This is a genomic window from Lysinibacillus sp. FSL L8-0312 (genome assembly GCF_038003285.1).
GTDB lineage: Bacteria > Bacillota > Bacilli > Bacillales_A > Planococcaceae > Lysinibacillus > Lysinibacillus fusiformis_D.
This window is the reverse complement of sequence record NZ_JBBOOV010000001.1, coordinates 835,631-858,539: the sequence shown is the minus strand read 5'-3', so window position 1 is coordinate 858,539 and position 22,909 is coordinate 835,631. Positions and strand designations below refer to the sequence as shown.

General features: G+C 34.5%; 20 protein-coding genes and 2 pseudogenes. 5 read left to right on the top strand and 17 right to left on the bottom strand.

Features of this window, described 5'->3' with window-relative positions; genetic code table 11:
- The first annotated feature begins 3 nt into the window (after positions 1-3).
- The 3 genes from MHI22_RS23380 to MHI22_RS04435 all read left to right on the top strand — a co-directional run bounded on the left by MHI22_RS23380 (position 4) and on the right by MHI22_RS04435 (position 1,669).
- Positions 4-285 (top strand): helix-turn-helix domain-containing protein, encoded by a 282-nt coding sequence (locus tag MHI22_RS23380; RefSeq protein ID WP_419719895.1) that lies wholly within the window; start codon positions 4-6, stop codon positions 283-285.
- A complete protein-coding gene (locus MHI22_RS04440; protein WP_336637846.1) occupies positions 278-634 on the top strand; it encodes a hypothetical protein in 357 nt (118 codons plus the stop codon). Before MHI22_RS23380 ends, MHI22_RS04440 begins: the two co-directional genes overlap by 8 nt.
- Before the next feature lie 273 nt (positions 635-907).
- Positions 908-1,669: a competence protein CoiA family protein gene (locus MHI22_RS04435; protein ID WP_340811137.1), complete on the top strand. Its 762-nt coding sequence runs from the start codon at positions 908-910 to the stop codon at positions 1,667-1,669.
- On the opposite strand, the pseudogene MHI22_RS04430 reads toward MHI22_RS04435, so the two are convergent.
- Positions 1,616-2,530: pseudogene (locus MHI22_RS04430) on the bottom strand (IS1182-like element ISBsp5 family transposase); the annotation flags it as partial. The gene MHI22_RS04435 and the pseudogene MHI22_RS04430 sit on opposite strands and share 54 nt — an antisense overlap.
- Positions 2,531-2,865: 335 nt before the next feature.
- Between MHI22_RS04430 and MHI22_RS04425 the strand changes: the two are divergent.
- Together MHI22_RS04425 and MHI22_RS04420 are read left to right on the top strand one after the other, a co-directional pair.
- Positions 2,866-3,204, top strand: a complete 339-nt coding sequence (locus MHI22_RS04425) for a GNAT family N-acetyltransferase (protein ID WP_340811136.1) — start codon at positions 2,866-2,868, stop codon at positions 3,202-3,204.
- A gap of 188 nt (positions 3,205-3,392) precedes the next feature.
- On the top strand, positions 3,393-4,604 hold the full coding sequence (locus tag MHI22_RS04420) for an endonuclease domain-containing protein (RefSeq protein WP_340811135.1): 1,212 nt from the start codon (positions 3,393-3,395) through the stop codon (positions 4,602-4,604).
- 1,003 nt (positions 4,605-5,607) lie between these two features.
- On the opposite strand, the gene MHI22_RS04415 is transcribed toward MHI22_RS04420, so the two are convergent.
- The 16 genes and pseudogenes from MHI22_RS04415 to MHI22_RS04340 all read right to left on the bottom strand — a co-directional run bounded on the left by MHI22_RS04415 (position 5,608) and on the right by MHI22_RS04340 (position 22,811).
- Positions 5,608-6,567: an acetyl-CoA carboxylase carboxyltransferase subunit alpha gene (locus MHI22_RS04415; RefSeq protein WP_340811134.1), complete on the bottom strand. Its 960-nt coding sequence runs from the start codon at positions 6,565-6,567 to the stop codon at positions 5,608-5,610.
- On the bottom strand, positions 6,560-7,408 hold the full coding sequence (gene accD / locus MHI22_RS04410; protein WP_340811133.1) for an acetyl-CoA carboxylase, carboxyltransferase subunit beta: 849 nt from the start codon (positions 7,406-7,408) through the stop codon (positions 6,560-6,562). The genes MHI22_RS04415 and accD overlap by 8 nt, the downstream gene beginning before the upstream one ends.
- A gap of 21 nt (positions 7,409-7,429) precedes the next feature.
- Positions 7,430-7,968: pseudogene (locus tag MHI22_RS04405) on the bottom strand (FadR/GntR family transcriptional regulator).
- Positions 7,969-8,367: 399 nt separating this feature from the next.
- A complete protein-coding gene (locus tag MHI22_RS04400) occupies positions 8,368-9,828 on the bottom strand; it encodes a serine hydrolase domain-containing protein (protein ID WP_340811132.1) in 1,461 nt (486 codons plus the stop codon).
- A 752-nt stretch (positions 9,829-10,580) separates the two neighbouring features.
- The gene (locus tag MHI22_RS04395; RefSeq protein WP_058844399.1) at positions 10,581-11,177 is read right to left on the bottom strand and encodes a hypothetical protein; all 597 of its coding nucleotides are present in this window, start codon (positions 11,175-11,177) and stop codon (positions 10,581-10,583) included.
- Positions 11,178-11,439: 262 nt separating this feature from the next.
- A complete protein-coding gene (locus MHI22_RS04390) occupies positions 11,440-11,946 on the bottom strand; it encodes a MepB family protein (protein ID WP_036126282.1) in 507 nt (168 codons plus the stop codon).
- A 259-nt stretch (positions 11,947-12,205) separates the two neighbouring features.
- The gene (locus MHI22_RS04385; protein WP_058844400.1) at positions 12,206-13,132 is read right to left on the bottom strand and encodes an ABC transporter ATP-binding protein; all 927 of its coding nucleotides are present in this window, start codon (positions 13,130-13,132) and stop codon (positions 12,206-12,208) included.
- Positions 13,133-13,143: 11 nt separating this feature from the next.
- A complete protein-coding gene (locus tag MHI22_RS04380) occupies positions 13,144-14,316 on the bottom strand; it encodes an ABC transporter permease (protein ID WP_340811131.1) in 1,173 nt (390 codons plus the stop codon).
- Positions 14,317-14,371: 55 nt separating this feature from the next.
- Complete coding sequence (locus MHI22_RS04375; RefSeq protein ID WP_340811130.1) at positions 14,372-15,496, bottom strand: ABC transporter; 1,125 nt, start codon at positions 15,494-15,496, stop codon at positions 14,372-14,374.
- Positions 15,497-16,020: 524 nt separating this feature from the next.
- A complete protein-coding gene (locus MHI22_RS04370; RefSeq protein WP_330493305.1) occupies positions 16,021-16,695 on the bottom strand; it encodes a copper amine oxidase N-terminal domain-containing protein in 675 nt (224 codons plus the stop codon).
- A 202-nt stretch (positions 16,696-16,897) separates the two neighbouring features.
- On the bottom strand, positions 16,898-18,349 hold the full coding sequence (locus tag MHI22_RS04365) for a M1 family metallopeptidase (protein ID WP_340811129.1): 1,452 nt from the start codon (positions 18,347-18,349) through the stop codon (positions 16,898-16,900).
- A 386-nt stretch (positions 18,350-18,735) separates the two neighbouring features.
- Complete coding sequence (dut, locus tag MHI22_RS04360; protein ID WP_036126296.1) at positions 18,736-19,173, bottom strand: dUTP diphosphatase; 438 nt, start codon at positions 19,171-19,173, stop codon at positions 18,736-18,738.
- A gap of 11 nt (positions 19,174-19,184) precedes the next feature.
- The gene (gene nrdF / locus MHI22_RS04355) at positions 19,185-20,153 is read right to left on the bottom strand and encodes a class 1b ribonucleoside-diphosphate reductase subunit beta (RefSeq protein WP_340811128.1); all 969 of its coding nucleotides are present in this window, start codon (positions 20,151-20,153) and stop codon (positions 19,185-19,187) included.
- Positions 20,141-22,234: a class 1b ribonucleoside-diphosphate reductase subunit alpha gene (nrdE, locus tag MHI22_RS04350; protein ID WP_340811127.1), complete on the bottom strand. Its 2,094-nt coding sequence runs from the start codon at positions 22,232-22,234 to the stop codon at positions 20,141-20,143. Before nrdE ends, nrdF begins: the two co-directional genes overlap by 13 nt.
- Positions 22,231-22,590 carry a class Ib ribonucleoside-diphosphate reductase assembly flavoprotein NrdI gene (gene nrdI, locus MHI22_RS04345; protein WP_141904342.1) on the bottom strand — a complete coding sequence of 120 codons (360 nt, stop codon included), beginning with the start codon at positions 22,588-22,590 and terminating at the stop codon, positions 22,231-22,233. Before nrdI ends, nrdE begins: the two co-directional genes overlap by 4 nt.
- On the bottom strand, positions 22,587-22,811 hold the full coding sequence (locus MHI22_RS04340; protein WP_271913469.1) for a glutaredoxin family protein: 225 nt from the start codon (positions 22,809-22,811) through the stop codon (positions 22,587-22,589). Before MHI22_RS04340 ends, nrdI begins: the two co-directional genes overlap by 4 nt.
- Between the last annotated feature and the right edge of the window lie 98 nt (positions 22,812-22,909).

Sequence of the window (22,909 nt, the reverse complement as noted above, 5' to 3'; positions counted from 1 at the left end):
CACATGTTCCGACTTTTAAAATCAAAATTAAAAGAGAGGTTCAAAATGACTAAAAACACAACTCTCCATAAATTATTCGATGTCCCAGATAATACAATTCTTAACCCTGAGGACATTTCAAAATTACTCAACATGCATGTTGAGAGCGTAAGACGATGGTGTAGACAGGGAAAGCTCGCAAGTTATTCATTTGGAAATAAATACGTTATCACTGGCTCTGATTTTAAACAGTTTATGAGGAATTCTAAAGTAAAGCTAAAGTGGGAGCAACTACTTAATGAGTAGCGAATATGTTTATCTCTCATTCTTCAAAACTCAAAAGATTGATTATATATACCATCCGTATTCTAAGACGATAGAATTTCCTTGTATCCACTGTCAGCATGCTGCAAAGATGAGTTCTAAATCATCTGAATGGTATTGTGATCACTGTCATCAAAATGGTAATCTTATCAATTTATTAGAATTTAGAAAACTTCATTCCTTTGGAAAGCTTTTTGTTCCTAAAAAAGAACTAAAAAAAATTATCCAAATTTTGAACAGATTAACTAAAAAGTATCCTGATGAAAGTAATCTAAACTCATTAAAAGATAGAATTATCTATTTGGTGAATTATTGTAATGACAGAAATTAAAGATGTGGGAAAACTAAATCAACAAAATGATATTTAAAAACTGGAGTGAGATTAAAGGAACTATCGAAGTATATCTTGAATGATATAAGTAACGCAAAAGTCGTATAACAAATGTACGGCTTTTTAATTTTAGACATCGTGTCATCTACGGTAGTTGTAATGATTTGCTGCTTAATGATTTTAAATGACTGAATTAGTATTTGTAAAAGTTTAATTAATACATATTAACTTAGCTGAACTACAGTTTATTAAACGATAAGGAGGTTTTTATAAATGTCTTTATACGCTTATTTGCCTTATGAAGAAGGGAAAAGAGTTCAACATAAAACAGGAGAGATCTTTCTGTATGAAGGAGATGAGGTTTGGTTATTTCAATCAACTAAAATGACTTCAGAAGAGAGAGATTTGCTAAAGAAACATGATTCAGGTCGTTTTAAATGTTTTTCTTGTGGTGAGGATATGAAGTTCGTTGCAAATAGTATTAAAAACAATTGTTTTAGTCATTTTCATAAAAAGGATTGTACGTTACCTGAGTCATTTGAACATGCTATTACGAAATTGAAAATTTACAACTTGTTTAAGGAATCTGGATATATCCCAAAGTTAGAACGCGTATTTAAAAGTATCCATGCTGATTACAATTCAAGAGCGGATGTATTCGTCGAAGCAATTACAGGGAATGAAAAAATCGTGGTTGAAGTTCAGGCGAATAATAATATTCATACAAATACAGTTGCTAAAAGGACAATGGCATATGCAATGGGGGGCATCCCTACAGCGTGGGTGTTAATTTTAGAAAGTTACTTTAAAGGGAAACAGTATGCGGGGACTACGATTACTGAAGTGATAAAACATGAAGATGGGACTTTCTCAAATGAGGTCCGTTCTTTGCGATATGATGAAGATGGTGTATTTACCGTTAGTGGAAACCCTAAAAGTTTCAATCAATTAATGGATGCGTATGGATATATAATCGCGGTCATCTTTCGTTTTAGGACGTGTATACGGAAGAACAGGCAACATTTGATTCTCTAACAAAAAGTTCGTAATCGCTGGTGTTTTATAGGCTGCATCTGCTGCAACAGCTAATGGTTTTTGAACATTTTGAATGACCCTTTCAACAAGTGGCTGTAATACATGGCTATCGTGCACATTTCCCGGAGTCACAATGGCACCTAAGACAAAGCCCTTTTCATCTGTGGCTGCATGAAAGTAATATGCAAACTGCTTCGTACGTTCATCCTTCACGTAATAGCCACTTTCAGGATCTGTCGTGCTTTCCTTTATTTCTTTCCATTCTTCTTTTTCAAACTTCTCCGGGGGAAAGGGCTTTTTTCCGTGTTCTTCTCGATCCATATTTAACTCTAATTGAAGCTTCTCTTCATAAGCTCGTGTTTCTTTTCGCACGACCTTTTTATCATACTTCCGTTTATTCGCACTCGCTTTCACATGCGTGGAATCAATAAATAGATGGTCTGCATGGAGGAGTCCCTGATGCATAATCTCTTTTAATATACGATAGAAAATCTGTTCAAATATATCGGTGTCATGAAAGCGACGGACATAATTTTTACCGAAGGTAGAGAAATGCGGGACTTCTGTATGGAAGCCAAATCCTAAAAACCAACGATACGCCATATTCGTTTCAATTTCTTTGATCGTTTGACGCATGGAGCGAATGCCAAAAACATATTGAATAAACGTCATTTTAAAGAGAACAACAGGATCAATACTTGGACGCCCATTAGGTGAATAGAGATGTTCTACTAAAGGATAGATAAATGAAAAATCAATAGCAGCCTCCAGTTTTCTCACTAAATGATCGTTGGGAACTAATTGATCAATCGTTAACATTTCTAATTGTTCACGTTCATTGGTTTGATTCTTCGTCATCATGGTTGATCACCTCAAAAGTTTACTTTTTATCAATAGATGAATAAGGAATTCTTTATGTAGAAGTTGATTGGAACGAAGGGCGGCGACTCCTGCGGGAAAAGCGGGAAAGTCGAGATCCTGGACTGAGCGAAGCGAGGGAAGCAGCTCGACCCCGCCCGCGGAAAGCGTCCGCCCGTAGTGGAAATCAACGGCTTTACTTTATTTCATTGTAAAAGAAAAAAGACTGTAGGCAAACTCAAAATTCATCGAGTTTGTCTACAGTCTGAGACACCAAAGATTTTACTTTGGTGTCTTTATAATTTAAAAATAAGAGTGTCCGGACTTTCTTGTCCAAAATGTCTGTAGATTCTCGTCCATATACAACAATTGTGCCAAGTGCACAGATATGGGATGAAAGACATCATGCTGCTTGGAGCTTTGTAGCAGAAAAACACAATAGAGTGGTTGGTTGGATTGCCATTTCATCTGTCTCAACACGCGCTGTTTATTCTGGAGTTGGAGAAGTAAGTGTCTATATATCAAGTGATAGTAAAGGGAATGGTATTGCCTCAAAGTTGTTTGAAATACTAATTGAAGTGAGTGAAAAAGCAGATTTTGGACACTTCAATCATCGATCTTTGCAATCAATGCTTCAAGTATTCAATTACATAAAAAGATGGGCTTTAAAGTTGTAGGAACGAGGGAAAAAATGACATGATACAGTTATAATGGAAAAACGTAGTGCGGAAATATAATAAATTAGTAAATATATATAAATTTTATCAATACAAGTACAAACATTCTAATCTATTTCCCAAAAAAATCATTATTTACCATGTGTATATGTTATCCTTTATTATAAATATCATAAAGAAGGTATTCTATGATGAATCCAATAATAAGAAATGAAAATAGCCCCCTCGAAGAATTAATGGAATCCGCACTTCATGAGGCTAACATAAAATTTAAAGCTCAATATACTGTTTACGATGGTAATAAGGACAACTGGAATGCGAAGTATATACTTGATTTCCTTGTATATGGACAGTTCTGTAAGATTGCGGTGGAATGTGACGGAAATACTTATCACGGCTCTTCAGAAGCAAGAGAAAGGGATTTAAGAAGAGATTTGTGGGTAAAACAGTTAGCTTTTGATGATACACTTCGTTTCAATACAGAGCAAATTAAATATAATTTAGATGGCTGCATTAAACAAATTAATAATATGATTCATGCTTATGACAAAATAAAGTATGATAAGGAGAAGAAATTCGTTTTCGATATAACTAAAATTCCTACTTGTGTACCAAAGCAGGATGCAGAATACATTTATAAAGATTTATCCAAAGTAATTCAACATGTCTGTAATAATGCTCATATGAAGATCAAAATCACCAACCGTAAAAAGCCTTTTATAGTTAATGCCCTGCGGAAATCTATTTTTGAATCGGGATATGCAGAAATAAATAATACTTTTGCTTATTTCGACTCTCCTCAGCTGGAAAACTATAAAAATCATATAGATATCTTTTTCGGCGCTTATAACATTCCTTGTTTTATTATTGTTGCTAGTAGAATGCAAGAAGTTAAATTCCCTAAAGAGTTAGCAAATGATCCTACAATACTTAAAATTATCATTCTTTTTGTTACACCAAGCAAATTATTCAAAGGGAAATCCTTCATTATTTTGAATGGAACAACTAGTAACAATAACAAGGTTATTTATAGTGACTTAGTGGATTATTATGAACAAAATTTTGATGCTATTCAATGCGACGAATTGATAAAAGAAGCAGAAAAACTGGAACGAAAATTAAAAAAAGTATATAAGAGATTATACACACTCAATCATTTTAGAATTTCTTTATTGTCAAAGCCTTTTTCAACTATTGAAAAAGTAATGTACGAGAAAATATTGATATCCATAGAGCAGTTTCTTTTGTCAAAAGACACATATTTAAATGAAGAAACAGAAGCAATGGATATCGCAGTCGAATGGATTAAAAGGGAGGGCATTTACTTTAAAAATGTCCCATATACTTTACATGATGTAGCATTAACCATTCAGCATTTCCGAAATAAAATAGTAAACTAATTCACTAGAGAAGAATTCATTATGAAATGGATTCTTTTTATTTTTTATAGTTAAACATTTGAGAGAAACACAATCTTATTAAGATTAAGTCCAAAAAAATGATAAAACTTTCCATATACACTTAGACACTAGATATACATAGGAGGTGGAAAACGTATAGGATTAACAAGTAGTTGAATTTGTTGAGGAAATAGACTGTGTATGGTCTTTTTAGTAGTCTGGACATTTCTTATTCGTATATAGTAAATGAATTGACTAAACCATTTCGAACATTTCAGAATCAGAACTATTTATCCTTTTCCCCATATAAGGAACTTATACATTTTTTATGTCTCTTATATGAGTAAAATTACTGTAAGATAGAGTGGACTTAATTTTAATGATAAAAAATCAGAATGACTAACTGTGTAAACTTCGTGTCCCGATTTTTTCGAAATTACGAATAAATTGCGAATGTGCGTACTTTGTGTCCCGAAGTGAGACATCTTTGTGTCCTTTTACAATGGGTAGTTGACGTATCTAAGCCCTCCTCCACGCCAAATAATTTTAGTTTACATAATATAAATTATAGGAAGTTATGTTTCATTGAAAAGTATACTAATAATAGTGAGACGAAATGACTTGTACATAGACATCAAAGTCTAAACTTTTGAAAATGATTGATAAAAAACGATTATTTTAATATCGAATTATTATAATTACCTTTTGTATATTTTAGGCTTTAATTCACGATTTTCTAAATAGAATCGATATTAGCTCATATTGGTTTGGAATAAAGTTTGATTTTGTTGCAAACGTTGATTTTTTATAGAAGAAACCCACGCATTTTGATCAAACTTTTATCAAAATGCGTGGGTTTTATTTAAATGCGAAATTATTTTTCTCAAACTATATTACAAAATACAACTCTTTTTTCTTCCATCATTGGGATATTAATTTATCTAAGAAACAATTTTTCTCTCTTTACGAACAAATTCACATGTCCAAAAACCTAAAAATGAATTTAAGCTTCTGTATATTGTCCAATCTTTCTGAATTTCTCATAGCGATCTTCAATTATTAATTGTTCGCCATTTAGGGAATTCAATGCTTTTAGTGTGACGCTTATACATTCTTTTATATAAAATGCTTGCTTCACAACATTGCGGTGTGCTCCACCCGTTATTTCAGGGATTATTCCATCAATAACGTCAAGCTCTTTTAAGTCAGGTGCTGTTATCCGCATTGCTTCTGCAGCTTGCTTCCCTAGGCTACCATCTCGCCATAAGATCGATGCAGCCCCTTCAGGCGAGATAACCGAATACGTTGAGTTCTCTAACATAAAGACGCGATTAGCTACCCCTAATGCAATGGCACCTCCACTTCCGCCTTCCCCAATAACAATACTAATAACTGGTACTGTTAGAATGGCCATTTCAGAGAGAGTTCTAGCAATGGCTTCACTTGGGCCGCGTTCCTCGGCTGCCTTACCCGGATAGGCTCCTTTTGTATCAATAAAACAAATAATTGGGCGCTTAAATTTCTCAGCTTGCTTCATTAAGCGTAATGCCTTACGATATCCTTCAGGGTGTGGCATACCAAAATTTCGTCTAATATTTTCTTTAGTTGATTTTCCGCGCTGATGTCCAACAATTGTTACGGGCTGTCCTTCAAAGAGAGCAATTCCTCCAAGAATAGCTGCATCATCACCAAATGTACGATCTCCATGTAACTCAATAAAGTTTTCACACATAGCTTCTATATATTGTAAAGTTGTTGGTCGTTCTGGATGTCTAGCAACCTGTACACGATCCCATGGCTTCATATTGGCATAAATAGATTGTTCTAGCTGTGTTAGACGTGTTTCAAGCTTTTCGATTTCGCCTGTCATGTCTACATTTGCCTCTGTAGCAATCGTTTTTAATTCATCAATTTTTTCTCGTAATTGTACTACTGGTTCTTCAAAAGCTAAATTTTTAGACATGTTGCACACCGCCTTTTGTATGCATTTTTACAAGTATTGCTACTTGGTTTCGTAAATCCTTCCTATGGAAAATTGCATCAAGCTGACCATGTGCTAGTAAAAACTCTGATTTTTGGAAATCATTTGGTAATTTTTCTCTTAATGTTTCTTCAATGACACGGCGACCAGCAAAGCCAATCAATGCTTGTGGTTCAGCAATATTAATATCTCCAACAGAAGCAAAGCTTGCTGAAACGCCACCGTATGTAGGGTGCGTCATGATCGAAATAAATAATAGTCCTTCTTCACTATGACGTTTTAATGCCACACTCGTTTTTACCATTTGCATTAATGATAGAATACCTTCTTGCATGCGCGCTCCACCACTAGCAGTAAAGATAATAACCGGTACACGTAATTCAATAGCTTTTTCAACGGCACGTGTGATTTTTTCTCCTACAACGGAGCCCATTGAGCCCATACGGAAATGAGAATCCATAATGGCTACAACAATTTCTTCTCCATCAAGAGTTCCTAACCCAGTCAGTACAGCTTCGCTTAATCCCGTTTGTTGTTTAGCCACTGAAATTTTTTCTACATAATCAGGGAAATTAAGTGGATTACTTGTTTGTAAATGATCATCCATTGAAACAAATGAACCTTCATCTAAGAAATATGCTACGCGCTCCTGTGCAGTCATTTTGAAATGATGGTCGCATTTTGTACACACTTTATGATTTTTTTCTAATTCCTTTGTTAACTGAATGTGACGGCATTCTGGACATTTTGTCATAAGTCCTTCTGGAAATCCCTTTTCCTGTCCGTCCTCTTTCTTTTTACTAAATAAGCTACGTATTACCATGTTTTACTCCCCCTTTGTTGTCTAAATGCCTTGTTCAGCATTCATCCACTGTTGGTAAGCTTTTAATGCTTCTTTTTCATAGCCAAGCTGCATCGATTTCAACATAGTTTGAATGATTAATTTTTCTTCTTCTGTTGAGTTTCGATTTAAACGGTCATCAGCATAAACTGCTAACTGAAACTAGACTTTTAGTGAAAGACGATTTCCTGACGTGATGATTATTTCTCGTAAAACATCCCGACAATTAATCGTACTTTCTATCTCTAGCTTTACAAAAAAACTGCCCCACACTGGTAGTGTTTGCAGAGTTTCTGTACAACTTATAATGCGAATGGCTTCCTTTTCATGTCTTCTAATATAAACATCGACAATATTTCTACGAGCTGATGCTTTTATGTAGAAGCTAGAAACATACCTTCCCCATGTCTCGTTTCAATAAGACCTAATAACTCTAAACTTCGCAATGCCTCTCTCTCAGAGGATCGCCTGACACCTAGACGTTCTGAAAAGACTCTTTCGGAAGGTGACTTTTCACCAGCCTGTGTTTTTTCTATTTTAATAAGTTGTCGTAATTATTGGACGATATCTAAAAACACTTTCTTTTGTTCGGTTTTTTTATCCATACGATCAACTCCTCGGTCAATCTATTTGCCTTGGAATAATTATTGCTGTCGCTTTCCTTTCGCGCAGATAAACAATGCATCCAAAGGCTTTATCTTCATTCAGTAGGTGTTTGGGTACCTACTAAAAAGAAACAAAATCCACCACCTTCAGATGATGGCGTCTCTTACTGAATGAATTCAAAAGTGGTCTGGCCACTTTTGAAGTTGGCTTTATCTTACAAAATAATTATTTGAAAGTAAAGAAAAAACTGCATAAAAATTTATGCAGTTTCAGACTGTAGACACCGAGGTGTCTTATGTTTTTTTAATTAAGAATATTGATAAAGTGGAATTTAATTACTTAAAATTATACTTATTTTCGGAGCGAGGCATCTTATCGGTGAGTATATACCAAGTAATGCTTGCTGTTAATAATGTTGACGAAATCAAAGCTGTAAGAACACTATATGTTTGCCAAATAAGTATCGTTGACCAATCGAAGGCAAAAAACATTATACACTGGGCAATCGTAGCGATTAGGAAAATAATTGTTACGATTGTTCTCTTTTTTGTAATTGGCTGCTGCTCATTCGTTTTCCTTTTTCTTAATCCTAAGAGAAATAACAGAACGGCCAATAGGCAAAGAATAATTGTGGTAGACGACAAAATGATGTCCAAAAGCTGTGTGCTGCTTATCTCATATGACTGAGTTAGATTGCCGTCTAATATATCTTTAACTTTTAGTACCAGGTTTATATTGGTATTTGCGCCGTTGCTCAGTAAGCAGATGGCTGTTCGTTCATTTGGCAGTATGGCTACTTCGGTTCTAAAATTCGGATTACCCCCAGTGTGTTCTATAAACGTTTGTTCGGCGTTTACCGACCAACCTGCCGCATAATACATATCGTTGACAGCCGAAACAGACATATCACCCCTATGTGATTTTTCGATAACCCTGTGAAATATTTCGGGTATGTCCTGCACGATACCCATCTGTATGCCCATCCAACGCGCCATATCTTTTGTATTAGAAATGATATAGCCGGCAGGTTTATTCCCAGCATAATCCGGAGCGTTAAATGGAGTTGTTATGAAAAAGGAAGAACGGTAGCCCTGTGCTAACTGTCCAGTGGCTTGAGCATCTTCTTTATAAACATACGTCTGGTGAAGACCTAAGGGTAGAAATACCTGTTCCCTCATAAAGTCTTCATAGCTTTGTCGTGATACAATCTCAATAACCAAACCCAATACGTCATAATTAACGGTTCCATAGTTATATTGTTCACCGGGAGAGAACGCCAATTCAGCATCTACCAGCGTTTCCACAGTCTTTTGCAACATATCAGGCGTATTGCCTTGTGGAATATTTTGAGTATGTCTAATATTTGTTAAGCCGCTGGTATGGTGAAGGAAGTTATTTAGTGTAAGGCTTTGCATATCAACAGGTTTACCTTGATACTTTAACGTAAACCAAGGTAAATATTTTTGGATAGGGTCAGTCATTGATAGCAGCCCTTGCTCTTCCAATAGCAGAATCCCCATACCAGTAAAAGCTTTACTCACCGAGGCCAACTCATAGAGTGTATTTTCACTTGCAGACAACCCCTTTTCAAGATCTGCATACCCAGAAGAAAAGTAGAACACTTCATCATTAGCAAGTATTGAGATTGACATTCCAGGCACACCTGATGTACGAGAGGCATCATCTAGCAACGCTTGTATTGCCACAGATTTCGAATCTGACAACGCATAACTTTGTGTTGCGAATCCCGAGAATAATATAAGTATCGTTAATACAAAAACAATAGTCTTTTTCATAAACTCTCCTTTTTGAAGAATTATAAGAGTATAAAAAACTTATTTTTATAACTATAAACTAAATTCTAATTTATATTTCTACTTAACTATATAATATCAAGTAATTGTGAAGAGTTACACTTAAACTAACGGGTGCTTTAGTAAAAGAAGAAACATACTAACATTAGTAGTACAAACCAGGGCCATGGTTTGTGCTACTAATGTTAGTATGTTTAATTTTTCTATCTTTTTTAAAATTAGGTCTTGATAATTTATAAACATCGTATCTTTTTTTAAAACATCGTAACTTTATTTCAATTCTACACAAAGCACAATTCTTGCTGCAGAATTGCGCCTTTAATGAAATAACTAAAGTATGTCTAAAATTGCTTATAGGAAGTTGCACTATCGCTACAGTTAGTTCAACTAGACGAATACATCCCTTTTGCAACTTTCTCTAAACTTTCTTTATCATAAGTGTTCATTGTAAGATTGAGCTTTGGCATATAAGTACTTCCACCTGCCACCATTTCTTTTGTTTCCACATCACAAATGAACTAATTAAGAATGGGTTTTTCATTTAGATTACTCCTTTTTTGAAGTAACGTGCCCTAAATATACTTTAACTATCCTGAGCCGTTAGTTTAAGTAATAATCTTCACAACCTTACTCGATAGTTCAACAATAATATCAATTTTGTTGAAAATGTTCCTCAACAATCTGGCCCGTTCGTAAAATGAAATGAGTCCTATTCAATTAAAGCCCCAGTTACTTTAGGTTAAGTGCTCCACAATTCTCTTTGCCCTGCGCTCCATTGATTTAGAGTAACCAAAACAATCTCTAAATAACTTCCTGCCAATGTATGTTTGAAAATGATTGTATCTATATCGGTAAAATTCGTTCCAATAGCTAATCATTCGATTATAGCTTTTGCAAAATGGCACAATATTTTCAAGACAAAATCTCTTAATCCGTTCTGTATCCTGCTCTTTTAAAATATCATAGGCTAATTCTATTATCTCTACGACATATTCATCACATATTTTGACGATATAAGGAATAGCCCAGTCTTCGTAATCCATCTGTAGCAACGAATAAATATGCTTTTGACGTACAAATCCATCACAACTTCTTGAATATATACAATGCAAAATCATTTTTTGTTGTAGACTTAGTTTTTCTATAACTTCATCTGAACTATCAATGTAGTAGGTACGATAAGGAAATCTAATCACGGTATTATTTTGAAAATAGTGGATAGTATCCTCAGACACAGCAATCGTGACATGATTATAAGTTTTATGAGGAATCATTCCAACCACTGTCGTCACATCCTCATTTAAATGTTTGGGAAATCCATCTTGAAACATGCAATCACATCCTTGCTTCACGTAATATTAAAGAATAACTAAACTGCCCTGGTAATATAAGAAGAGACTGCGTTAATTGAATAATCGTCCCTGTGTTTGCTTATCGTAGAAAGGCTCTTATTTTAAATAGATCCTTTTCAAAATCTTGATAATCGTAATCAGTAGTTGATACCTTATTTATTGCTTCCCTCCAACTGTTCAGTAAATATGAATAGCGCAATTTCTGTAATAAATCTGTTGCTTATTCATTTGTTTAAGAAAATTAGTTGGAGTATAGTTTTAATAGCTCATGTATTGAACTACTAGCATGGTCAATTTTAATAAAATAAGGTAATTGCCATTTTTGTGTTGCTAGCGCTTGTTGACTAGTGGGAGTATCCCAACTAGGATAAACTCTAATTGCCATTTTACCCTTTGTATTAACGGTTTTAAGGATGTTTTGTTTTAAAAGAACTTCTTTTGGAAAAACAAATTGGCCAAAATCACCATTATCATTAAAAGTGTTTATTACCAATAAATCAGTGGCATTATCATATGAGAATGCTTGGTTTTTATTAGTTTCATCCTTTTCCCAAAAGGAAACAAACTGTCCTATCTTATTAGGTGTTATTTTTGCGACTCTAAATCTAACCGATTTAGAATTTAACTGAAATAGCCCAGCCCCATAATCTGAGTTTTGAGTTTCTTCATGGATATCTTTTATTGTTAAATTATTAGGTTCATAAAGTAATTCATTTATATATGCTAATGTCTTATTAAATTTATTCATAGTTTTACCCCTTTTCTTATACTAAGATATACCAGTATATCACCTGTGGACCTGTCACCGTAATTTTTCAATCATATGTCTCACATTATTTTAACAATGATGACCAAACAATAAATAATTATCTGAGGATGTAATCTTAACTGAAAAGGTAGTAAATACTATGTTTTTGGAAACTAGAGTAAGTCAAAAGCAGCTCCGTAAATAATCATTATATTTTACAGCAAGAACTAATTATAACAATAAAAGTGATTGTTCCTCTTTAACTAGCTGTCACATTGCTTTCTTCGTGATAATACATTGCATACAAATCATTTAATGTAACTTTCCCAAAAGCAAAATCTACTACGTTTCTCTCAACTAAAAAAGATGTAAGTGAACTTAATAAGCTGGCTTCAGAACTTGGTAAATGGATGAGTGTCATGTCATTTGTCAGTGTTTGAAGTTTGATATTTGGATATAGCTCATGAAGCTGTTTTTTCGTATTACTTTCCATATTTTTTATGCGAATCGTTTTAATATGCGCTTGACTAAAATCTTCGATTATTTGATTGGTATCTATTAGTTTTCCCTCGTTAAATAAGAAAATTCGGTCTGCATATTTCTCTAAATTATCAAGTAAATGGGAGGCAATGATAATAATTTTCCCTTCCGCCTTTTTCTTTAATAATATTTTCGAAATAATTTCCACATTATTTGGATCAAGCCCGTTCATCACTTCGTCCATCATCATAATGTCTGTATTTGTAACAATTTGCATGGCAAAGCATAGACGTTGGCGCATCCCAAGAGAATAGGTACCTGTCTTTTTATTCACATAATGCCCCATATTTAATGCTTCGATTGTTTCGTCAATCAGTTTTAAATCCGATTTCCACATCGTAGCAAACATTTTTAAATGCTCTCGCCCACTTAAATGATTATACAAGTCACTTTGGTCTGGCATCATTGACACGAATGTATGGATTTTCACTTCATTTTGTTTAGTTGAGTAACATAGGCCATCTTTAAAAACGATCTTGCCATTCAACGGTTTCACATAATTCATCAACACATTCATAAATGTAGATTTTCCCGTTCCATTTGGTGCAACAAGCCCAATCATTTGCCCTTGCTCAAAGGCCATGGAAATATTATTTAACACGTTCATTTCTCCAAATCGCACGGTAATATTTTGAATATCAATCATCTTTACCACCCCTATTTAATTAGCTTATATCGCCTGTTCGATGCCGTCAGTATGATGAAAAAAATGACAATGGCAGCTAGTCCAAGTAATAACTGTAATCCTAAAGTAAAATTTAAATGATCATTCATATAATAAAAATTCCGCTGTTTTGAAATAATTTGTCCGACTTGAATATAGGATGTTGGATAATTTTGAACGTCCCAGAAAAAGCCAACGTAACGGCTGAAATAAAAATTTTCACCAAAAATAAGGAGTATGCCAACAGCGAAATTGACCATCTCATTGCGGAATAGCATACTGCATAATAGTACAACGCTGATGATGACGATGAACCAGGTAAAAAGCAAAGCCAGCGATTGTCCTAAAAACGTACCTAATGTCATCATTTCAAATTTACCTTCCATACGCCAGTCGAGATGCGGCGCATATACTGGAGAGGGCAAATGGAAATTCCCAAAGCCAGATTGTAGTCCTACAATAAAGAAGCCAACAATAAGTGGTATAAATAATACGGCACTACCTAGTAGCACAACGACCATTTTCACCAGGAGCTTTTTCCAATCATTAATCGGAAACCCCTTCAAAATGGATGGATGGCGTCTATCTTTGGCAACCATATCAATTGCTAAAAGTAGCACACAGACAATCAATATAATGGACAGTATACCCTTTAATAAGCGTTCGAGCGTTTGTAGTGCCGTGCGTTGTTCAAATATTTCCGTTGATAATTCATAATCTGCTTTCGAATATGCATCATAACGGACTGCATGCTCTAAATAAGCATAAAAGGCATCATCTTCTGCATACTCATTATTTTTTATAAAATACTTTGAGTTATATGAAAATGAATCACTTTTATAGGTAATCGCATTGGTAAAGTAGTACCAATCACGCGTTAAATCTGCATATTTTTTTAAATTGCCCTTTTCTAATGCATCTAATCTTGCTTTATCTATAGGGTTAATCTCGCTAAATATTTCAATAGCAAAAATAACGGCAGGATGCAGACCATGTAGTTTTCTTCCTTCCATATGATCTAAAAATTCCTGACGTGTTAAATAGCGCGCCTCAATCTCCTCAGAGTCTACACTTTCAATCGGATCGTAAGCTGGTGCTATTTTAAATACATAAAAAAAGGTTGCAAAAGCAAGTAAAAAGTAGATTGCTAAGTTTTTCTTATTCAAAAAAAATTGCTTGAATTCAAATTTAAAATAACTCCACATGCTTATTTTCCCTCCCCTATGCCCTATTGATTTTTCCTGTTGAGAAGAATGTTTTAATTACAAACAACATTAAAATAATACTTAAACATAGGATGATTAAGCCTAGATTCATCGTAATAGCAACAGGCTCTGCTAAATCTACCGGTACCCCTCGTAAAATATCATTAAAATTCATGAAATTAAAAGGATTATAGGGGAATAAACTAATAAGAGATGGAAAAATCATCGGTAAAAAGAATACAATAAAGTGTACAAATAGTGTTAAATACATATTTTTCAGTAGCACATTTAAAATAATCGACAACAGCATGACAAAAATTGAAATGACGAACATATAGCCAACACTTATGGCGATATATTGAAGCGTAGATATTAATGTGGCATTTCCTAGATAAATCCCGACAGGCTCTAGTGGGTTACCAAGTCCATTTAGTATCCATAACGGACTTGCGCAAATAAAAATGAGTAAAATACTAGTCACTATGGATAACAAAGAAATAAGACATTTAGATAAAATATAGGTATCAAACCGCACAGGAAAGCCTTGAATTAAACTAGGATGCTCAAAGTCATCCAGTAAAATAGAACTCGTATGGAAGCTAATAAATATGTACCAGCCTGCACCTACGTGACTAAATAAAAATAATAAAAACGGTATGTATTGAAATAGATCAGATCGTGTATCCTTTCCCTCATCTATCATCCATTTAAAATAAAGGTAGTCCATCGAATTTTGTAATTTAGAGGGTAACAACTCGGCAATATTTTCGTATCCTTCTAATTCGAATGCCTCTTGCCTTAATTTAGCGAGTTGAAGTGAAGCCTCATAATACATAGATTGTCTATCCATTGTTAATGTTGCTATTTGTAAAGCAATTTTGCTTTTTTGTTTAGTTAAACTTTTATATAAATCGCTGCCATCCCCTGATTCTGAAGCATCTTTCACTTGAAATTTTGATAGTACAGCCTGGATGGAATAATAGTCACCCTTTTTTTCAACGATTTGATTACCAACGGCCTGTGCCTTTAAATAAAACATAAAGCCGAAAACGATAATGGCAACAGCGACTAACGCAACTAAATTTTTCCGATTGGCTCGCTCAATTGCTAGTCCTACTTTTAATGCACGTAACACCGGCATCCGCCTCCCTTCTCAATGTAAGCTTTTACATTACTATGATAAGATATTGTGGATATTTTTTCAATTTTTAAATTTTTTTAACTTTTAAAACTTCTTACCATTATTCAAGTCTGGTACGCGTGTAAGCGACAAAAAGAAGAGGACTGTTATTTACAGTCCTCAAATGGTCAAAAAGTTTCATGGATTTTATATTAAAGTAGCCTTTCCAATGTAATATTCGCTAATAATTAGTTCTTACTTTAAGTTGAATCAATGACTAAGAAAGAGCTGCATTCTTCACTCAAATCATTGATAAGTCTATGCTCTTTATTGAGTCCATTTTGAAGAAATGGTTAATCAAAAATGAATTCTTATCACACTTCAATCTAACAAACCAGCGTTAAAATTCATAGCCAGCGAATGGAGAGTTAGTTTCCCCTTATAAACTTCTAACGCTTTATTACATATCTAATAACAAAGCCAAATGCTCAACCCTTCATTCTTTTATGTCGGTTGAGGATCAGTTTGATTGAATAATTGTCTCTCTATCCTTGTCTTATAATTTCCGTTAATATTACTTCCATTCTTTGCATTACCTTTAATTTTAGCTTAGACAATGTTAACTGTTTCTCTAATATATTACGGTAATCTTGTGAATAATTAGGATACAACGATTTTTCATATTCCAAATTTTGTAGTACAAATAAAAGGTTATTATGTAAATCAACCAATTGATTATAGTTATTAATTTTAGAATTCTTATCTGTATTTATTGTAGGATCATTAACATAAATAAAAATATTTTTCCCTTCTGTGATTATATTAACTACTCTTAGTGTTGAATCCCATTCAACAGGTAGTTTTAAAGACTCACTAACAAACCTTACGGGTACCATTGTAGTTGAGTTCATAATTGTAGGTGGGTTGTCTAGAAAAGTCTCCTTCCCATTAACAATTGCTTTATACGAATTAACCTTTAATTGAATAGTTGTATTCCCTTTACTTGCTGTTATGGTTTGGGTTGAGGAATCCCAGGCAACAGTTGCATCTAATGATTCAAATATATTTCTCATCGGTAACATCGTCCTACCATTTATAGCAGTACCACTATCAAAAAATACTACATCTTTGTTAATTGCATGGACATAGCTATTATCCTCTACATAAATCAAAGAGCATAGATAAAATACAAAACTTACAAAAAATAACCGTTTTAGCATGACAATTCTCCTGTTCTATAACTATAATTAATTGTAAGTATAGTTTATTATTAGGATTAAGAGAATACTTAATTTTCAATTTATGTTTTTTTCTCTAAAAGGTGGTTAAATCCTGATCGTGAAGCTGATATATTTTGAACATAAAAAAAGAGATACTGCTTGCACAATATCCCTTTTCTTTCGTGGAGAACCTATTGCTAAATCATTCATTTTTAATGTTATCTAGATCTAACCATCCCTCAAATATAGAATCGTCCTTTAAATCAAAATAGTATTTTGTGAATCGCGCGAATTCTGTGGAATCGATTTCTTTATAGTTATAAAATTGATAATAACTTTTTAAAAATTGTTCAATGTCTTTGATTTCTTCATTATCATCAAATAAATTCAAGAGCATTGCAGGCGATTTTCCATAGACATATGCACTCATATCAGATTGGTATTGATCAAGTGGTAAATTGACTGGAAGCACTAGGTCTGGATCAATGCTGTAAATCGTATAGGGTTTGCTCAGATTCAATTTTTTAAAGTTGAATAGATTTGTAGCAAATACCGTGAAGCCTTCATCTAACCAGGCATGATGAAAAGGATCATTGGTAATGACCCCGTAAAACCATTGATGAGCAATTTCATGAACCACTGTACTTTTAATCTGCTCAGAACTACTAGGACCACTGTTGTAAATCGTATGGGCTGTTACAATTCCTGGGTACTCCATGCCCATTCCATCTATGATAATATCTAGTTGTTTGAGAGGATACGGCCCCATTATTTCTTCAAAATAATTTATGACAGCTGAAGCCTCGTCTGCTATTTCTTGATATAGTTCCTTTTTATTTTCCTCAAATCCAAATACTCTAATGGCGATGTCTTCGTCTTTTTCCACTAGTATTGGATCTTTTACTAGAGCAACAAATATTTCCTTCACGTTCTCAACTTCAAGTAACCCTTTGTTTGGGCTTGGAAATGCCTCTTGATCAAATGAAGACACCAACGTGTACTCCTGAGGAATGTCATAGGTTAATTTGAAATTGCTGAATGTAGTATGATACGTCTCTCCTCTAAAACGATAATCTTCTTTGTTCCATTGATGGTTTCTATATGTGGCAAGCATCGGATAAAATTGAGCTAAATGATAATTACCATTACTCTTCGTAAATCTTAAGCCCTCTTCAGGCAGAGTGAACTCATAGGAAAAATAAACTTTCATTTCTTGATGAGGTTTCAATTTTTCCTGAAGCTGAATGTTGAGTGTATCTTTTTCAAGGGTGTAAGCTGCCGTTTTTCCATCAATGGTAATGTTATGGAACGCAATGGTAGATGGATGCTCCAGTTCGGGTGAGACAGCTTTTGTAAACATATTAGGTATAAAATAAAATATCAATTGTTCCCAATCATCGGTAGAGAGGTTTTTAACAACAACGGTTGATTCTAGCTGAAATTTCCCGTCATTATCCATCTTAAGTGCCATATCATATTCACTAAAATTACCAGGGCTTATCGCCTTTGGTATAAATTCTTCTGTATTCACCTTTTGAGCAATAGTAGACGCTTCTTTCCCTTCCTGTTGATTGAACTCACAAGCAACGAGAAAAATACATACTAGTAATAAACCTGTACTCCATAATTTCTTCTTTATAATTTCCGCCCCCAATCCCAACACTATTAGCTACAATAAAAATGGTATATATATAAATTTTATATTATTATCCCAATTTAAACCATATACTTTCGATCTTTCATCTGGAATCTAGTTAATTACCAAGATGAACAAAGAAAGAAGAGCACATATTCGTGGTGATATGCTGCCTATTAGGTAGACAGATGAAAATTAAAAGCTGTTTATATTTTTAGATGTAGCTGTTGATTATGCCGTAATGGGATGACTTTGGTAAGTAACCGACGTCATCTTTTTTAATGTCCATTGCTTTCATGTGTAGCTCTGCTAAGCTTTAAACAGACTATCCTTACTGACAACAAAAAAATCCTGCATGTATATACACACAGGATTTCTTTGTCATCTTTTTAAACTAATCAATTCTATTTAGTACCACTTGCTCCAAATCCAGATGCTCCTCGGATCGTTTGTGATAATTCATCTACTTCTACTAATTGAATGGATGGAACAAATTGAATGACCATTTGGGCGATACGCATAGATTTTTCGACGATAAACGGTTCTTGGCCGTGGTTGATTAAAATAACGCCGATTTCCCCTCTGTAGCCTTCATCAATTGTGCCTGGGCTATTCAGTACGGTTACACTATGCTTTAATGCTAGTCCACTTCTTGGTCGAATTTGGGCTTCCGTTCCTTTAGGTAATTCAATCTGTATACCTGTTTTAATAAGTTTGGCTACGCCTGCTGGTATTTCTACTGCTTCAATGGAGTAGAGATCCATGCCCGCATCACCAGGATTGGCTTGCATTGGTAGTATTGCATCCGCGTGTACTCTTTTGATTTTTACTTCTACGTTCATTGTTCTCCATCCTAACGATTAAAATTAAATGTGTCATCTGTAATTGGCGCTACTTTTGCTTTAGCATAGGTAGCTCCCTTTTGTGAAAAGAAATCATATGTGGAGCCTTCATTACGAATACCGTTCATCACAATCGGATTGACTTCTTCTTCTGGAAACATTGCTTCAAAACCAACATTCATTAAGGCTTTATTAGCATTATATCGTACATAGGCTCTCACTTCAGGTGATAATCCTGTTTCCGCATAAATATCATCCGTATATTTCATTTCATTCTGATATAAATCTAATAATAGCTCATAGCCCCATAAATTTAGCTCTTCTTGTTTTTCTTTTGAAAATTGCTTGAATAGATTTTGAGCAAAAAATCCAACTGCGACACCATGGATGGATTCGTCGCGTAAAATAAGTGAAATAATCTCAGCACTGTTTCGTAGGAAGCCTTGTCCTCCTAAGTACAGCGGGTAGAAAAAGCCAGAATAGAAAAGGAAAGATTCGAGCATAACGGAGGAGAACATCGCTTTCCATAAGCTTTCTGGATCGTTTTCTTCGATACTATTATAAATATCCGCAATTTTATTGGCCTTATATTGTAGAAACTCATTTTTTTTGACCCATTCAAATAACTCATCTATTTCTTTGTTTGTACAAAGCGTTGTAAAAATATAAGAATAGGATTTGGCGTGGATTGCCTCAAATGCATCAAAAACGGTTAGGACAGCCTTCTCTTGTAAATCGTCTGTATAAGCGGCCACACGATTCATCCCTATATTGGTCTGAACTGTATCCAGTAACGTTAATCCCGCGAACACTTTTTTATACGTGTCTTGATGCTCAAAGCTTTTCCACTGTTTGATATCTTTACTGACCGCAATTTCCTCAGGAAACCAAATTTGCTTCCATTGCTGGTCCCAAAATATTTGGGCAAGTTCACTCGTTGCCTTATTCCAATTGACCGCCTCATAAATTATATTTGACATGCTACACACTCCTCTAAGCTTTGTAATCGTTGACGAACATAGTAAACGGACTTAATGCCCTTTACCCATGCATAAATGTATACTTTAGCTAATTGTTCAGTTGTCCAATTATCTGTTACATAAAGCGTCATGGAAATACCTTGGTCAACGTGTTTTTGAGAAGCAGAGTACAAATCAATTAAATCATACGGATTAACATCATATGCCTCTACATATAAATGACTGTTATCATTTGTTAAATGAGGCATTGGATAAATCGTTCTACTATCTGCATAATCACGAACCTCTACACGCTCAGTACATGGCGCAATAGAAGCCGTACAGCTACGTATGTAGGAAATACTGCCAGTTGGTGCAATAGCCAAACGATAGGAATGGAATAGACCATATTGCATCACATCTTGCTTAAGCGTTTCCCACATGTTTTTCGTAATGATTGGAACATTGCCAAGTGCTTTTAACACAACGGGTGATAGTTCTTCGTCGATTTTATTGACATATTGGTCAAAGTAGCTACCTGATGCATAATCACTGTCCTCAAATCGATAAAAAGTTGCAGCTTTTTCTTTAGCCATTTCCATCGATGATTTGAGTGAATAAAAGTTCATTGCTTCCATAAAACGATCCATGAAATCAATCGATTCTTTAGAGCCATATAAAATGCCCTCCGTCACAAGATGGCCGTGGAGGTTCATACAACCAAGTCCTACTGAATGCATTAATTGATTGGCTTTTGCAACAGACGGTACATTTTTAATGTGCGTCATTTGCGACACATTTGTTAATAGGTGCATAGCCGTATCGATTAAGGCTTCGAAATCATTGACCTTACTTGCTGCATGAATATCAATAGACCCTAAGTTACAGGATACATCTAATCCATAGTCATTCGGTTGATCTTGATCTGTAATAATGCTTGTTTCTTGAACTTGCAGGATTTCGGTACATAGATTGGACATTTTTACGCGACCGATGTTTTTTAATGGATGCACTTCATTGACATTATCATCAAAAATTTCAAACGGATAGCCCGATTCAAATTGTGCTTTTTTCACTTCTGTATACAGCCTACGTGCATTCAAACGTTTAATTTTACGAATTTTAGGGTTATCAAGTAGCTCATAGTACATATCTGAAATGGAAATCTCAGACATGCGTTTGCCATATTCTTTGAAAATATCATATGGGCTGAACAAGACAATATCTTTATCACGTTTCATAAGTTCGAAGAAAATACTTGGTATAATTATTCCTGTTGATAATGTTGCGAGGCGAATTTTATCATCGGCATTCGGTTTTTTAGATGAAATGAAATTTTCAATGTCTGCATGGAAAATATTTAAATAGACAACACCAGAGCCATTTCGCTGCCCTAGTTGATTGGAATAACTGAAAGAATTTTCTAACAGTTTAGCAACTGGGATGACACCACTGGCACGATTTAGAATCTCTTTAATAGGGTCACCTAAAGGGCGTAAATCAGTTAAGTTAACTCCAACCCCACCGCCAAGTCTTGATAGCTCTAAGCAATAACCAATATTTTCAGCAATACTATTCATGGAATCATCCATCGATAATTTAAAGCAGCTCACTAATTCACCACGTGCTTTTTTACCACTATTTAATGCTGTTGGTGTAGCAGGCTGATAAGCTTCCATCATTGCTTCGACAGAACGTTCTGCTAGCACCGTATTCCCTTGTGCTAAATACAAGGCGATAATGACAATACGGTCCTCATATTTTTCTAAAATCTCTTCTCCATCACGACTTTTCATAGCATAGCTATCGTAAAATTTACTTGCACTCATAAAGGATGGGAAGCGGAAATTATAATCATATGCTTTTTTGTACAACTTCTTAATAAATTCCATTTCATACATGTCGATAAATGCTTTCTCGTAGTAGCCCTCATCAACTAAATAACGGATTTTTTCTTCAATATCAATAAAGTAACGTAAACGCACGTTGACATACTCTAAAAAGTAGCGGCGTGTAGCTTCACGATCCTTTTCTAATTCAAGTAGCCCAGTTGAACTATAACGATTCAGTACGTCATTATTTAGCTTTAAATAGGTTTTCATCTTATTACCCTCGTTTCATAAAACGTTTGTATGGCTTCATAATCTGTTTGATTGCCTCGTAAATCTAATTTTCTTACTAAGGGTACATGATAGGTAGCAGCGATTTTCTCGCCAGCAGCCCCAAATACGTTGTGCCCAAAGTTACTATTCCCACTGGCAACTACACCTTTACAAAAATCTCTGTTTTTTTCTAAAAAACGTTCCACTTTTGCAGGGATATCGCCTAAGCCATCAGTATAAGTAATTAAAAGATAAGGCTTATTCAATTGTAATTCCTCAGAGAGCTCAACAGACTCTGCCCTTAATTTGGAAACAATATTCCGGACATTTCCTGTACGACTTGCGTAAACGATCATAGAACAATCATCTCAATATGAGAAACTATGTCCTTAACATCTCCTATAAATGTATTATTCATTTCTAAAACAGGCACACTTAAAAAACCTGCATCGATTATTGTTTGTTTAGCTTGTTCATCGTGATCAATGTTGACAATTTCTGCATCAAGTCCTGCACGTTGTAATTCAGATTTTACCCAAAGGCATTTTGGACAGATTGTTTTCGTATAAAGTTTCATAGAAATCCCTCTTTTCATATAATAAAAAGCTATCTCCTCTAGAGAGATAGCTAAATGGAAACGTTACCATACCAAAAATACTGACGTTCCCATTTCTT